Raw genomic sequence first — 14145 nt, forward strand, 5'->3', positions numbered from 1 at the left:
TTGTCACGCACGAAGCGCGCCAGCCCGGGCGGGCGCCGGGGCGGCCGCTACCATCACGGCCGCCCGCCACCTGAAGCACACATCCTGGACTCCTGCCCCAACTGCGAGCAGCCGCTGCCCGAGCCGACGCCCAAGTTCTGCCCGCACTGCGGCCAGGAGACGCGCGTGCGTGCGCCGACCGTCGGCGAGTTCGTGCAGCAGTTCGGCGGCGCCTACCTGTCGACCGAAGGCGCGATGTGGCGCACGCTGGCGCTGCTGCTGCGCCGCCCCGGCGAGCTGACGCGCCAGTACCTGCGTGGCCGGCGCAAGCACTACGTGCTGCCGCTGCGGCTGTACCTGACGATCAGCGTGCTGGTGCTGCTGGCGGTGCGTGTGTCCACGCTGCTCGACCCCAGCACGCCGCAACCGGCGCTGCAGGTCGACAAGGGCGAGACGCCGAAGATCGAGCTCAGCGTCGGCGGCGCCAGCATGCAGGTCGGCATCAAGCCGGGCGGCGAGGGCTTCGAGTGCCGCAACGTGCCGGCGGCGGTCTGCAAGCGGCTGGAGCAGCGCCTGGGCATCGGGCCGGCGGCGCTGGCCAACGACACGAGCGGGCTCAAGGCCCGGCTGACCGACGCCGTCGGCCCGATGATGTTCGTGCTGCTGCCGTGTTTCGCGGCCGGGCTGGCGATCGCCTACCGCAACCGGCGGCTGCGCTACACCGAGCACCTCGTCTTCGCGCTGCACCTGCACGCGTTCTGGTTCCTGATGCTGGGCGTGACGCTGCTGCCGCTGGGCGGCCTGCAGCTCGTGGCGTGGCTGGCCGTGCCGGTCTACACCTGGCTGGCGCTGCGCCGCGTCTACGGCGGCCGCTGGTGGACGCAGGCGCTGCGCGCCAGCGTCCTGGCGACGTTCTACTTCACGACGCTGGTCACCGCGACCATGTTCGCGGCGCTGTGGGCGCTGCTGGCCTGAGGCCGCGGCGCTCCGGGCCTCAGCCCTCGTGCGTGCAGTCGCGCGAGGGCCTTCGGCAGGCGCAGAACGCCTTCCGGCGTCCTGCGTCCAGGCTCAGCTCTTGACCAGGCTGGAGACCAGCGAACGCAGCGCGTCCTTCAGCCGGTCCTGCGCCAGCGCGCTGCACTCGGCGGCCGTGGCGACCGGGCGGCCGTCGAAGACCGTCGAGCTCTTGGCCGGCTCCCAGACGAAACGCCGCGTCGGCGAGGTCTTGGGCAGCAGCGTCACGCGCGCGGTGACGACACACAGCTTGCCGTCGACGACGCCGCCCTCGACCTGGCTGAGGAAACCCCACTTGGCCTTCGGGTAGAGCTTGACCAGGCGCTCGGTGGGCAGCGCCTCCTTCCAGGCCGCCATCACGGTCGGCTTGTCGATCAGCGCGGCGGTCGAGAAGTCCTCGATGTCGTAGGTCGGGGCGGTGGCGGCCGACGCGAACGGCGCGGCGACGGCGAGAACGGCGGCACAGAGCAGGGCACGGGTCATGGAAGGCGCTTCTTCGTCTTGTTGGCGAGAGGGGGCGTGAGCCCGCGGGCGGGCGTCGTGCGCCCGGGCGGCATGCTAAGCGCGAACGCGCCGGGGGAACCAGGCGGTTCCCCCGGGCCGCGTCACTTGCCGGCCTTGGGCTGGCTGTCGTCGACCTTGACGACGAAGCTGCCGTCGAGGATGGCCTTCTCCTTGGCCTGGACCTTGGCGACGAGGTCGGCCGGGACCTTCTTCGCGAACGTGCCCAGCGGCGACAGCTCGGAGCCCTTGAACTTCATCGTCGAGTAGCGGCCGTAGTCCTCGGCCTTGAAGGCGCCGGCCTTCACCGCCTTGAGCGCGGCGTCGATCGTCGGCTCCATGTTCCACAGCGCCGAGGCGACCACCGTGTCGGGGTACTGGGCCTGGGTGTTGATGACGTTGCCGATCGCCAGCACCTTGCGCTCCTTGGCGGCGTCGCTGACGCCGAAACGCTCGGCGTACATCACGTCGGCGCCCTTGTCGATCATCGCGAAGGCGGCTTCCTTGGCCTTCGGCGGGTCGAACCAGCTGTTGATGAAGCTGATCGAGAACTCGACCTTCGGGTTCACTTCCTTGGCGCCGGCGATGAAGGCGTTCATCAGGCGGTTGACCTCGGGGATCGGGTAGCCGCCGACCATGCCGATCTTGCCGCTCTTGCTCATGCCGGCGGCGATCATGCCGGTGAGGTAGGCCGGCTCCTGGATGTAGTTGTCGAAGACGCCGAAGTTCGGCGCCTGCGGCTTGCCCGAGCTGCCCATCAGGAAGGCGACCTTCGGGTAGTCCTTGGCGACCTTGCGCGCGGCGGTCTCGACGGCGAAGGACTCGCCGACGATCAGCACGTTGCCGGCCTCGGCGTACTGGCGCATCACACGCTCGTAGTCGGCGTTGGCGACGTTCTCGCTGAACACGTACTCGACCTCGCCACGCGCCGCGGCGGCCTTCAGCGCCTTGTCGATGCGGCTCACCCACTGCTGCTCGACCGGCACGGTGTAGATGGCGGCGACCTTCAGCTTGGTTTGGGCGAAGGCCGGGACGGCGACGGCGGCCGCCAGCGAAGCGGCGGCGAGCAGGGTGATGCGGCGGGTGATCTTCATCAGGGCTCCTGGGGCTGTATCGGTATGTGACGACGACAACCGGCCCACTTTAGCAAGGGCCATGCCTTGACGCACTTGACGGCCGCCAAGAGTGTCAGGCTGGGTTGTCAGTGCGACTGTCGCGCGTCATTGACTTAGGGCAAAACTGAAATCAGGGTGCCCGCCTACCGTGCGAGTCCGAATCGCGAGGAGCCGTTTCCATGCGTGTGCTGTTCATCCACCCCAACTATCACTCCGGCGGTGCCGAGATCGCCGGCAACTGGCCTCCCGCGTGGGTGGCGTACCTGGCTGGCTACCTCAAGGCGGGCGGCTACACGGACGTCATCTTCGTCGACGCGATGACCAACGACCTGAGCGAAGACCAGGTCCGCGAGAAGATCACGACGCTCAAGCCCGACATCGTCGGCTGCACCGCGATCACCCCGGCGATCTACAAGGCCGAGCGCACGCTGCAGATCGTCAAGGAAGTGAACCCCGACATCGTCACGGTGCTCGGCGGCATCCACGGCACGTTCATGTATCCGCAGGTGCTCAAGGAAGCGCCGTGGATCGACGCCATCGTGCGCGGCGAAGGCGAGCAGGTCATGCTGAACCTGGTCACCGCCGTCGACCAGGGCCGCTTCATGGCCGACCGCAACTGCGTCAACGGCATCGCCTTCGCGACGCCGGACGGCAAGGTGGTCGCCACGCCGGCCGAGCCGCCGATCGAGGACCTGGACCGCATCACGCCGGACTGGGGCATCCTCGAGTGGGACAAGTACATCTACATCCCGATGAACAAGCGCGTCGCGATCCCGAACTTCGCGCGCGGCTGCCCGTTCACCTGCTCGTTCTGCAGCCAGTGGAAGTTCTGGCGCGACTACCGCATCCGTGACCCGAAGAAGGTGGTCGACGAGATCGAGGTCCTGGTCAAGCAGCACGACGTCGGCTTCTTCATCCTCGCCGACGAGGAACCGACGATCCACCGCAAGAAGTTCATCGAGTTCTGCGAAGAGCTGATCAAGCGCGACCTCGGTGTGCTGTGGGGCATCAACACCCGCGTCACCGACATCCTGCGCGACGAGAAGCTGCTGCCGCTGTTCCGCAAGGCCGGCCTGATCCACGTCTCGCTGGGCACCGAGGCCGCCGCGCAGCTCAAGCTCGACATGTTCAACAAGGAGACCACGATCGAGCAGAACAAGCGCGCGATCCAGCTCCTGAAGGACAACGGCATCGTCACCGAAGCCCAGTTCATCGTCGGCCTCGAGAACGAGACCGCCGAGACGCTGGAAGAGACGTACCGGATGGCGCGCGACTGGAACCCGGACATGGCCAACTGGGCGATGTACACGCCGTGGCCGTTCTCCGACCTGTTCCAGGAACTCGGCGACAAGGTCGAGGTCTTCGACTTCGAGAAGTACAACTTCGTGACCCCGATCATGAAGCCCGACGCGATGGACCGCGGCGAGCTGCTGGACCGGGTGATGAACAACTACCGCCGGTTCTTCATGAACAAGGCGTTCCTGCAGTACCCGTTCACGAAGGACAAGCTGCGCCGCAAGTACCTGATGGGCTGCCTGAAGGCGTTCCTGAAGAGCGGTTTCGAGCGCAAGTTCTACGACCTGGGCCGCGTCGGCTACTGGGGCCCGCAGTCCAAGAAGGTGGTCAACTTCAGCTTCGACAAGGAGCGCCGCATCGACGCCCAGACCGCGGACGCGCTGTCGCGCGTCGACGACGGCTGGGTCACGATGCACGGCCCGAAGATCGAGATGAAGCGCCGCAAGGGCGACGAGAACTTCGAGATCGCGGCGAAGGCCATGGCCTGCGGCGGCGGCACCGAGCAGCTGACCGAAGAGCAGCAGGCCGCCACGGAGGCGCGCGCGTCGTGAACGTCGCCGGCCGCATCGGTCCGAACGCCATCATCCGCGTCGCGGAGGTGCTGCCCTCGCGGGTCGGCACCGACCTGACGCGGCGGCTGTTCGACCGTGCCGGCCTGGTGAACTACCTGACCGCCCCGCCGGAGTCGATGGTCGACGAGGCGGAGGTGCGCCGCCTGCACGGCGTGCTGCGCGAGTCGCTGGGCCCGGCGGCCGCGCGCGAGATCGCGCACGCCGCCGGCGTGCGCACCGCCGACTACCTGCTCGCCCGGCGCATCCCCAAGCCGGTGCAGGTGCTGCTCAAGCTGATGCCGGCCCCGCTGGCCGCGCGCGTGCTGCTCACCGCGATCAGCCGCAACTCCTGGACCTTCGCCGGCAGCGGCCGCTTCAGCTACGTCGTCGGCCGCCCCTGCGTGCTGACGATCCGCGACAACCCGCTGTGCCGCGGCTGGCAGGCCGACGAGCCCGCCTGCGACTTCTACACCGGCACCTTCGAGCGCCTCTTCACGGTGCTCGTGCACCGCAATGCGCAGGCCCGCGAGGTGGCCTGCGAGGCCTGCGGCGACACCGAGTGCCGCTTCGAGCTGACCTGGTAGACGCCTGATGCGCGGCCCGGCGCGGAAAACGCCGGCAAGGTGTCACAGGACACGGCCTAGAATCTGCAATACCCCTTGATGGGGGACGTTCGGCCGTCTTCGCGACGGCCGCCGCCATTTCCGCCTGCCCGGCGCGCCCGCGATGACCCTGACCGCCCTGACCGCCCTCTCCCCTCTCGACGGCCGTTACGCCGCCAAACTCGCCGCGCTGCGCCCGCTGCTCAGCGAGTTCGGCCTGATGCACCGGCGTGTGCAGGTCGAGGTCGAGTGGTTCATCGCGCTGTCGGACGCCGGTTTCGCCGAGTTCAAGCCGCTGTCCGAAGCTGCACGCGGCCTGCTGCGCAGTCTGGCGCTGCGTTTCAGCGAGGCCGACGCCCAGGCGATCAAGGACATCGAGCGCACGACGAATCACGACGTCAAGGCGGTCGAGTACTGGATCAAGGCGCGCATCGAGCATGAGCCCGAGCTGAAGACGGCCGGCGAGTTCGTGCACTTCGGCTGCACCAGCGAGGACATCAACAACACCAGCCACGCGCTGATGCTGAAGGCCGCGCGTGACACCGTGCTGCTGCCGGCGCTGGATGCGCTGATCGAGCGCCTGCGCAAGATGGCGCACGGCTTCGCCGCGGTGCCGATGCTCAGCCGCACCCACGGCCAGACCGCCAGCCCGACGACCGTCGGCAAGGAGATCGCCAACGTCGTCGCGCGGCTGACGCGCGCCCGCGACGTCATCGCCTCGGTGCCGCTGCGGGCCAAGATGAACGGCGCGGTGGGCAACTACAACGCCCACATCGCCGCCTGGCCCGAGTTCGACTGGGAGGCCTTCAGCCGCCAGGTCGTCGAGGACCGCCTGGGCCTGGTGTTCAACCCGTTCACGATCCAGATCGAGCCGCACGACTACATGGCCGAGCTGTTCGACGCCGTGACCCGCTGCGACACCATCCTGATCGACTTCGCGCGCGACGTCTGGGGCTACATCTCGCTGGGCTACTTCAAGCAGAAGACCAAGGCGGGCGAGATCGGCTCGAGCACGATGCCGCACAAGGTCAACCCGATCGACTTCGAGAACGCCGAAGGCAACTACGGGCTGGCCAACGCGCTGCTGACGCATCTGTCGCAGAAGCTGCCGATCAGCCGCTGGCAGCGTGACCTGACCGACAGCACGGTGCTGCGCAACATGGGCGTGGCGCTGGGCTACGCGGTGCTGGGCCACGACAGCCTGCTGCGCGGCCTGGACAAGCTGGAGCTCAACGAAGCCGCGCTCGCCGCCGACCTGGACGGCGCCTGGGAAGTGCTGGCCGAAGCCGTGCAGACGGTGATGCGCCGCCACGGCCTGCCCAACCCCTACGAGCAGCTCAAGGAGCTGACGCGCGGCCGCGCCGTCACGCGCGAGACCTTCCACGCCTTCATCGACAGCCTGGACGCGCTGCCCGCCGGCGAACGCGAGCGGCTCAAGGCGATGACGCCGGGCAACTACATCGGCCGGGCGGTGCAGCTGGCGCATAAAGCATGACGTCTTTCATCGACCGGCTGGCCGACGCGACGGCGCGCCAGGCGTCGATGCTGTGCGTCGGGCTCGACCCCGAGCCGGCGCGCTTCCCCGGCGCCTGGAAGGGCGACGCGACGCGCATCCACGACTTCTGCGCCGCGATCGTCGACGCGACGCACGACCTCGTCTGCGCCTTCAAGCCGCAGATCGCCTACTTCGCCGCGCACCGCGCCGAGGACCCGCTCGAACGCCTGGTGGCCCACATCCGGCGCGTCGCGCCCGGCGTGCCGGTGATCCTGGACGCCAAGCGCGGCGACATCGGCTCGACGGCCGAGCAGTACGCACGCGAGGCCTTCGAGCGCTACGACGCCGACGCGGTGACGCTGTCGCCGTACATGGGCTTCGACTCGATCGAGCCCTATCTGCGCTGGGACGGCCGCGGCCTGATCCTGCTGTGCCGCACCTCCAACCCCGGCGGCAGCGACCTGCAGAACCAGCTGCTCGACGGCGGTGAACGCCTGTACGAGCGTGTCGCGCGTCTGGCCGCCGGCCCGTGGAACCGTGACCGCCGCCTGGGCCTGGTCGTCGGTGCCACCTTCCCGGAGGAGATCGCCCGCGTGCGCGCGATCGCGCCGACGGTGCCGCTGCTGATCCCCGGCGTCGGCGCCCAGGGCGGCGACGCGGCGGCCACGGTGCGTGCCGGCTGGCGCCCCGACGGGCCGATCATCGTCAACTCGTCGCGTGCCGTGCTGTACGCGAGCGCGGGCGAGGACTTCGCCGCCGCGGCCCGGCGTGTCGCCGAGGCCACCCGCGAGCTGCTGCAGCGCGAACGCGGCTCGTAGCCAGGGCTCACCTTGGTCACGCGCCCGCCCGAAGACCACGCACTGCCGGCGTCGCAGCGCAGTCCGGCCGGCGACGCGACCACCGAGCGCCTGCGCCGGCGCACGCAGGCCGGCCGCCGTGCACTCGGGGCCACGGCCCTGGCCTGCGCGGCCGCGGCGCTGGCCGCACTGGCCGCACCGCTGCCGCTGGACGCCGCACTGCGTGTGCCGCTGGCCCTGGCGCTGGGCCTGGGTGCGCTGCTCGCCGCCACCGGCAGCCGGATGGGCGGCAGCGCGCTGCAGCTGGCCGAGGCCGCCGCCGCCGGCGAACGCCGCGCGCGCACGCTGCTCGAGCTGGCCTCCGACGTCTGCTGGGAGCTCGACGCCGAGCACCGCCTCGTCGCCGCCTATCGCCAGCGCGGCGACACGAGCCCGCTGGCCGGCACCGAGGCCCGGGGCCGCCTGCCCTGGGAGCTGCCGCAGTTCCAGTGCGACGACGAGACCCTGGACCTGCTGCGCGCCGACCTCGACGCCCGCGCCCCGTTCCGCGACCGGCTGGTGCACTGGCTGGGTGCCGACGGCCGGCCGCTGTCGCTGCTGGTCAGCGGCGAGCCGCGGCGTGACGAACGTGGCGGCTTCGCCGGCTTCTGGGGCGTCGCGCGCGACGTCTCGGCCGAGATGGACGCGCGGCGCGCGCTGGCGGCCGCCGAGACCCGCTGCGAGGAGCTGTTCGCGCGCATCCCGACGCCGCTGGTGCTGCACCGCCGCGGGCGTGTGCTCGACGCCAACCCGGCGGCGCTGGTGCTGCTGGGCTGCGACACGCTGGAGACGCTGGTCGGCCACGAGCTGCTGGGCGCCTACGAAGCCGGCGAATCGCGCGAGCGCGAGCGCCGCCGCTTCGACGAACTGGAGGGCGCACCGGTCGGCACCGCGCTGACGATCGCCGACTTCCGCCTGCAGCCGCGCGGCGGCGAGCGCCTGTCGGTGCGCGCGATCTCGGTGCGCATCGAGGCCGAGGGCGGCCCGGCGACGCTGTCAATCTACGCCGACGACACCGACCGCCTGGCCGCCGAGCAGACGCTGCGCCGCTCCGAGGCGGTGCTGGCGCACCTGTTCGCCAGCAGCCCCGAGCTGATCACGCTGACCGACCTGGGCACCGGGCGCTTCACGATGGCCAACGACACCTTCGTGCGCGCCACCGGTTTCGCCGCCGCCGACGTCGTCGGCCGCACCGCGATCGAGCTCGGCCTGTGGCTGCACGACGAGCAGCGCCGCCAGTTCGCCGAGCAGATGCAGCGCAGCGGCACCGCCACCGACCTGCCGGCGGACTTCCGCGCCCGCGACGGCCGCGTGCTGTCGGTGCTGGTCTCGGGCACACGCTTCAGCGTCGAGGGCCACGACTACCTCGTCGTCAACGCACGCGACGTCACCGAGACCGAACGCAGCCGGCGCGAGCGCGAGGCGATCCTGGACAACGCCTCGATCGGCATCGCGGTGACACGCGGCGGCCGCTTCATGATGGCCAACCGGCGTTTCGAGCAGATGTTCGGCTGGCCGCCGGGCGGCCTCGTCGAGCGCCCCGCGGCGGCGGTCTGGCCGGGCAGCGACGAGATCGTCGAGATCGCCCGCGGCACGCTGCCGGCGCTGGCCCGCGGCGAGCCGGTGGAGATCGAGGGCCATGCCCAACGTCGCGACGGCAGCACCTTCCTGGCCCGGCTCGTGGTCAAGGCCGTCGACCCGGTCGACCCGGCGCGCGGCGGTGCGGTCTGGATCGTCGAGGACGTCACCGAGCGGCGCGAGTTCGAGCGCCGCCTGGCCGCCGCACGCGACGCCGCCGAGGCCGCCAGCCGCGCCAAGAGCGCCTTCCTGGCCAACACCAACCACGAGCTGCGCAACCCGCTCAACGGCATGATCAACCTCGCCAAGCTGGCCCGCGACGCCCAGCTCGACGAGCAGGTGCGCCAGCAGTACCTGGACCACATCGCCGAGAGCGCGCAGTCGCTGGCGGCGATCGTCTCGGACATCCTGGACGTTTCCAAGATCGAGGCCGGCCGCATGGAGCTGGCCAGCGAGCCCTTCGACCTGGTCGAGCTGCTGCACGGCGCGCAGCGCGTCTACGCGACGATGGCCGCGGCGCGCAGCCTGACGCTGGACTTCGACATCGGCCCGGGGCTGGACGGCACCGTCGTCGGCGACCCGCTGCGGGTGCGCCAGATCGTCACCAACTTCCTCGGCAACGCGCTGAAGTTCACCGCCGCGGGCGGCGTGCGTGTCGTGGTGCGCCGCGTGCCGGCCGGCCGCGTGCGGCTGGAGGTGCACGACACCGGCCCCGGCATCGACCCGGCGACGCAGGCCCGGCTGTTCCGCCCGTTCACGCAGGCCGACGAGTCGACGACGCGGCGTTTCGGCGGCACCGGGCTGGGGCTGTCGATCTGCCGCGAGCTGGCGACGCTGATGGGTGGCGAGGTCGGCGTCGACAGCCAGCCCGGCCGTGGCAGCGTGTTCTGGGCCGTGCTGCCGCTGCCGCGCAGCCTGGCCCCGGCGCCCGCTGCGGCGGCCGCCGCCAGCGCGGCGGCGGCGGGCGCGCCGCGCGAGCTGGCCGGCGCACGCGTGCTGATGGCCGAGGACAACCCGGTCAACATGATGATCGCGGTGGCGCTGCTGGAGCGCTGGGGGCTGCAGGTCGAGCAGGCGATCGACGGCCGCCAGGCGGTCGAGGCGGTGGAACGTGCCGCGGCCTGCGGCCAGCCCTTCGATGCCGTGCTGATGGACGTGCAGATGCCGGTGATGAGCGGCTACGAGGCAACACGCGCGCTGCGCTACCGCGAGGCCGGCCGGCGCCTGCCGATCATCGCGCTGACCGCCGCGGCGCTGGTCAGCGAACGCGAGGCCGCGACCGCCGCCGGCATGGACGACTTCCTGACCAAGCCGATCGACGCGGACAAGCTGCGCGAGACCTTGGCCCGCTGGGTCCGGGCCTCGGCCTGAGCCGGTCGTTCAGTCGAGCGTCACCTCGGTGCGCACCGTGCCGGCGCGGTCGGCGCTGGCGACGAGCCCGATCGCCGCACCGCGCGGCCCCTGCACGACCCATTCGACGACGGCGCGGTCGGCGGTGATCTCGCGCTGCGGCAGGAAAGCCTGCAGCGACTGGCGCGGCGCATGGCCGTCCAGGTGCGGGCCTTCGATGCGTTCGCGGCCGGAGATCAGCGTGCACTCGGGCGGCAGGTGGATGCGGAACACCGTGCCGCGCACCGTCTTGCGCTCGATCGCACGCTTGCTGATGTTCGACGGCAGGTAGCCGGCGTTGCCGACGGCCAGGCGCACGCGCCAGGTGTCGGGGCCCAACGCCCGCACCTCGGCGCGCAGCAGCTCGAGCTTCGGCAGCGACAGCGCGAGCTGCGTCAGCCAGGCCGGGAAACGCGCCGCCTCGCGCTCGCGCAGCGCCGGCGGCGGGTTGCGCCAGTAGTTCATGCGGTCCCAGCCGCCGAGCTCGACCATGCCCAGCTGCGGGTGGCGGAACGGGTACCAGTCGACGTGCGCCTGGCCGCCGCACTGCTCGTCGCTCCACTTCAGCAGCTTCAGGTCGTCCTCGGGCGGGTGGTCGCGGTACCACTCGATCCACTTGTAGTCGGTGATGCCGGCTTCCTTGTTCGGCGCCCAGATCTCGACCGTCCAGAACAGCGCGCCGAGGTGCTCGTAGACCCAGTCCTGGGTGCCGGTGATGACTTCCTTCGGGTGGTACTTGAAGTCGTGGAAGCTGCTGATCGCCGGGTAGCCGGTGAGCCTGGCGCCGATGTCGGACAGGCGCTTGTAGATCCACAGATCCTCGGGCGTCATGTCGTCGTCGGACTGGGTGCCCATCGGCCGCAGGATGACGCCGCTGTGGGTGTGGAAGCTGACCGCGGCGCCGACGTTGGGGTGGCGCACGAGGAAGTCGACCATCGCCCGCACCTCGGGCTCGCTGGCCGGGTAGGGGCCGGCGCCGAGCTGCTCGAACTCCTGGCGCCAGTAGGCGGGGAAGTTGCGGTTCAGGTCCAGGCCCTCGACGTCGCGGTTTGCGCTGATGCGCACGCCGTCGAAGTGCTTCAGCGTGCCCTCGGGGATCAGCCGGTAGTACTCGCCGCCGAACTCGCCGGGCTCGCGCGCGACCATCAGCCGCGGTTCTTCGGCGTGTTTCTTCCACGGGCCGTGCGGGTCGGGCACCCGCATGTAGAGGATGCGGCCGTCGCCGTCGACGTCCTCGATCGTCAGGCCGTCGACCGGCTCCTCGGCATACGGGTAGGGCCGCGTCGACGAGCGGATGTGGCGCGGGCGCTCGGCCAGCGCTAGCTCGGCACCGTCGGGGTTCAGCCGCGGGCAGAGGTAGACGGCGCGCGTGTCCAGCAGCTGGCGGATCTTCTCGTCGCCGGCTTCGTAGCCGGTGACGAGCTGGTGCAGCCAGTACAGGCAGGCGGTGCTGGCGGTCAGCTCGGCGGCGTGGATGTTGCCGTCGACCCAGAACGCAGGCTTGTCGACGTCGGCGCCGGTGTCGGGGTTGGTCAGCACCACCAGCCAGATGTCGCGGCCCTCGTGGCTCTTGCCGATGGACTCCAGCCGCACGAGCCCGGGGCGGGCGGCGGCGTAGTCGGCCAGCAGGCGCGAAAGCTCGGCGTGGCGGTAGAAGACGTCGAAGCGGGGGACGGGAATGGCGGCCATGGTGTCGTCGCGGCGGGAGACCGCGGCGATTGTGGCCCGCGCCGGCCGTGCGTGGGGCTCAGGGGCAGCGCCGCAGCCGGCACTCGCCGTCGACGAAGACACGCAGCTCGCCCGGTGCGAACGCCGACCAGGGCTCGCCGGCGGTCAGCGGTTCGGTGGCGACGATGGCGACGCGGTCGCCGGGCTGGGTCAGCGCGGCGAAGTCGACCGTCAGGTCCTCGTCGGCCAGCGTCGCGGCGCCGAACGGATGGCGGCGCTCCAGCGAATGCAGCTTGGTCGAGCCGTGCGCCCACAGCGCCTGGCCGTTGGACAGCAGCAGGTTGAACGTGCCGTAGCGCGCCGGCAGCGGCAGCAGCTCGGCCAGCGTGCAGGTCAGCTCGTCGATGCTCGGCAGGTCGGCGTGGGCCTTGTCCAGCTCCTGCATCAGCCAGCAGAAGGCCCGTTCGCTGTCGGTGTCGCCCACCGGGCGGAAGGCGCCGTGCAGCCGCGGCGCGAAGTCCTTCAGGTCGCCGTTGTGCGCGAACACCCAGTAGCGGCCCCACAGCTCGCGCACGAACGGGTGGGTGTTCTCCAGCGCGACGCGGCCCTGCGTCGCCTTGCGGATGTGGGCGACGACGTTGAGGCTCTTGATCGGGTAGTGCTTGACCAGCTCGGCCACCGGGCTGGTGCGCGCGCCGTGGTGGTCGATGAAGTGGCGCAGCCCGCGCTCCTCGAAGAAGCCGATGCCGAAGCCGTCCTTGTGTTCATCGGCGCGACAGGCCAGACCGGCGAAGCTGAACATCACGTCGGTCGGCGTGTTGGCATTCATGCCGAGCAGCTGGCACATCGCGGTTACTCGAACATCAGTTTGGTCATGCCGCGCCAGCTGAGCAGGCGGCCGGGGTTCTGGCGCTCCTCGAGCACCGCGCTCATGCGGCGCAGGATGCGCGGGCTGCGGCGCGCGCGCCAGACGACGAGGTCGGCCAGCCAGGGCAGGCGGTTGACGTGCGCGGCCTTCTCGTAGAGCTCGAAACGCGGCTTCAGGCCGGCCAGCGCGGCCTCGTGGCGGGCGCGCACCGCGGCATCGTCGCCGCCTTCGGCCAGCGCGGCGGCGGTCAGCAGGCCGGTCTCCAGCGCCTTGCCGATGCCCTCGCCGGTGAAGGCGTAGGTGCTGCCGGCGGCTTCGCCGGTGACCAGCAGCCCGGGACGCGACCAGCGTGCGCCACCCAGCGAGCAGCGCAGCGGCGCGCCCTTCCAGTCGCCGCGCAGCTCGCCGCGCGCCAGCAGGTCGGCCGCCGGGGCGTGCACCGCGGCGAAGGTGTCGAGCATCCGGCGCAGGTTGACCTCGCGCATCGAGGCCCGGCCCCCTTCTTCGCTGGCGTGGCTGGCGGTCAGCCCGACCCCGACGTTGAAGGTGCCGCCCGGGCCGGGAAAGATCCAGCCGTAGCCGCCCGACAGGCGCGGGTGCCAGACGATCTGCAGCTCGCGCAGCGTCGCCGCGAGCTCCGGGTGGTGCAGGTAGCCGCGCAGCGCGACGCTGCTGGGCGCGCGGCGCTCGCAGACGCCGGCGGCGACCAGCGGCGGCGCCGCGGCGCCAGTGGCGAGCACGACCCAGCGTGCACGCACCTCGTGTTCGATGCCGTCGCCACGCAGCCGGGCGCCGACGACACGTTCGCCGTCGAGCAGCGGGGCGACGAAACGCCACGGCGCGGCGAAACGCGCCCCGGCCGCACGCGCGGCGCGGCAGACGATGTCGTCGAGATCACGCCGCGGCAGCACCGCCAGCGTGCCGGGCACGTCGACGTGGCCGCCACGCGGCGCGACGCAGCGCACGTGCGCGGCGCGCAGGGCGCGGTCCATCACCTCGTCGTGCACGCCGAGCACACGCAGCGCGGCGTGGGCGTCGGGGATCAGGCCGTCGCCGCAGACCTTGTCACGCGGGAAGACGTGCTGGTCGACGAGCAGCACGTCGTGCCCGGCCGCGGCGAGCGTGCGCGCGCAGGCGCTGCCGGCCGGGCCGGCGCCGACGACGAGCACTTCGCAGGCAGCCGGAAGCACGGGAGGCGACACGCGGCCCATTGTAGGGAGCGCGGCCGGGGCCGCCGCGGCGGGCTGCGGCTT

11 protein-coding genes are annotated in these 14145 nt (G+C 71.3%); 6 read left to right on the forward strand and 5 right to left on the reverse strand.

Translation table 11 applies throughout. The features are described from left to right. Entirely contained in the window at positions 1-954 is a 954-nt protein-coding gene (locus LOC65_RS07485) for a DUF3667 domain-containing protein (RefSeq protein ID WP_230247097.1), read from the forward strand. Between the two features lie 93 nt (positions 955-1047). Here the strand turns inward: LOC65_RS07485 and LOC65_RS07490 are convergent, their stop codons facing one another. Together LOC65_RS07490 and LOC65_RS07495 are read right to left on the reverse strand one after the other, a co-directional pair. Then, positions 1048-1476 carry a hypothetical protein gene (locus tag LOC65_RS07490; RefSeq protein WP_230247098.1) on the reverse strand — a complete coding sequence of 143 codons (429 nt, stop codon included), beginning with the start codon at positions 1474-1476 and terminating at the stop codon, positions 1048-1050. Between the two features lie 122 nt (positions 1477-1598). Beyond that, a complete protein-coding gene (locus LOC65_RS07495; RefSeq protein ID WP_009856154.1) occupies positions 1599-2588 on the reverse strand; it encodes a BMP family protein in 990 nt (329 codons plus the stop codon). A gap of 200 nt (positions 2589-2788) precedes the next feature. Here LOC65_RS07495 and bchE point away from each other — a divergent pair, with 200 nt between their 5' ends. The 5 genes from bchE to LOC65_RS07520 all read left to right on the forward strand — a co-directional run bounded on the left by bchE (position 2789) and on the right by LOC65_RS07520 (position 10338). Beyond that, positions 2789-4456, forward strand: coding sequence for a magnesium-protoporphyrin IX monomethyl ester anaerobic oxidative cyclase (gene bchE, locus LOC65_RS07500; RefSeq protein WP_009856153.1), 1668 nt, complete (start codon positions 2789-2791; stop codon positions 4454-4456). Next, on the forward strand, positions 4453-5040 hold the full coding sequence (gene bchJ / locus LOC65_RS07505; protein ID WP_009856152.1) for a bacteriochlorophyll 4-vinyl reductase: 588 nt from the start codon (positions 4453-4455) through the stop codon (positions 5038-5040). The genes bchE and bchJ overlap by 4 nt, the downstream gene beginning before the upstream one ends. Before the next feature lie 142 nt (positions 5041-5182). Continuing rightward, a complete protein-coding gene (gene purB / locus LOC65_RS07510; RefSeq protein ID WP_009856151.1) occupies positions 5183-6553 on the forward strand; it encodes an adenylosuccinate lyase in 1371 nt (456 codons plus the stop codon). Beyond that, the gene (gene pyrF, locus LOC65_RS07515) at positions 6550-7371 is read left to right on the forward strand and encodes an orotidine-5'-phosphate decarboxylase (protein ID WP_230247099.1); all 822 of its coding nucleotides are present in this window, start codon (positions 6550-6552) and stop codon (positions 7369-7371) included. Before purB ends, pyrF begins: the two co-directional genes overlap by 4 nt. A 12-nt stretch (positions 7372-7383) precedes the next feature. Beyond that, positions 7384-10338: a PAS domain S-box protein gene (locus LOC65_RS07520; protein WP_230247100.1), complete on the forward strand. Its 2955-nt coding sequence runs from the start codon at positions 7384-7386 to the stop codon at positions 10336-10338. Positions 10339-10347: 9 nt separating this feature from the next. Here the strand turns inward: LOC65_RS07520 and LOC65_RS07525 are convergent, their stop codons facing one another. Genes LOC65_RS07525 through LOC65_RS07535 form a run of 3 tightly spaced genes read right to left on the reverse strand, consistent with a single transcriptional unit; the run spans position 10348 to position 14103 of the window. Then, a complete protein-coding gene (locus tag LOC65_RS07525; RefSeq protein WP_164963511.1) occupies positions 10348-12045 on the reverse strand; it encodes a M14 family metallopeptidase in 1698 nt (565 codons plus the stop codon). A gap of 58 nt (positions 12046-12103) precedes the next feature. Next, complete coding sequence (locus tag LOC65_RS07530) at positions 12104-12871, reverse strand: class II glutamine amidotransferase (protein ID WP_230247101.1); 768 nt, start codon at positions 12869-12871, stop codon at positions 12104-12106. A 5-nt stretch (positions 12872-12876) separates the two neighbouring features. Further along, positions 12877-14103 carry an NAD(P)/FAD-dependent oxidoreductase gene (locus LOC65_RS07535; protein WP_164963559.1) on the reverse strand — a complete coding sequence of 409 codons (1227 nt, stop codon included), beginning with the start codon at positions 14101-14103 and terminating at the stop codon, positions 12877-12879. Positions 14104-14145 lie beyond the last annotated feature (42 nt).

Source organism: Rubrivivax sp. JA1055, from assembly GCF_020966565.1.
Classification (GTDB): Bacteria; Pseudomonadota; Gammaproteobacteria; order Burkholderiales; family Burkholderiaceae_C; genus Rubrivivax; species Rubrivivax benzoatilyticus.

What these genes read in the sequence shown, in the direction of transcription:
- LOC65_RS07490 (WP_230247098.1), bottom strand. Translation starts at nt 1,476, where the DNA reads ATGACCCGTGCCCTGCTCTGTGCCGCCGTTCTCGCCGTCGCCGCGCCG.
- LOC65_RS07495 (WP_009856154.1), bottom strand. Translation starts at nt 2,588, where the DNA reads ATGAAGATCACCCGCCGCATCACCCTGCTCGCCGCCGCTTCGCTGGCG.
- bchE (WP_009856153.1), top strand. Translation starts at nt 2,789, where the DNA reads ATGCGTGTGCTGTTCATCCACCCCAACTATCACTCCGGCGGTGCCGAG.
- purB (WP_009856151.1), top strand. Translation starts at nt 5,183, where the DNA reads ATGACCCTGACCGCCCTGACCGCCCTCTCCCCTCTCGACGGCCGTTAC.
- pyrF (WP_230247099.1), top strand. Translation starts at nt 6,550, where the DNA reads ATGACGTCTTTCATCGACCGGCTGGCCGACGCGACGGCGCGCCAGGCG.
- LOC65_RS07525 (WP_164963511.1), bottom strand. Translation starts at nt 12,045, where the DNA reads ATGGCCGCCATTCCCGTCCCCCGCTTCGACGTCTTCTACCGCCACGCC.
- LOC65_RS07530 (WP_230247101.1), bottom strand. Translation starts at nt 12,871, where the DNA reads ATGTGCCAGCTGCTCGGCATGAATGCCAACACGCCGACCGACGTGATG.
- LOC65_RS07535 (WP_164963559.1), bottom strand. Translation starts at nt 14,103, where the DNA reads ATGGGCCGCGTGTCGCCTCCCGTGCTTCCGGCTGCCTGCGAAGTGCTC.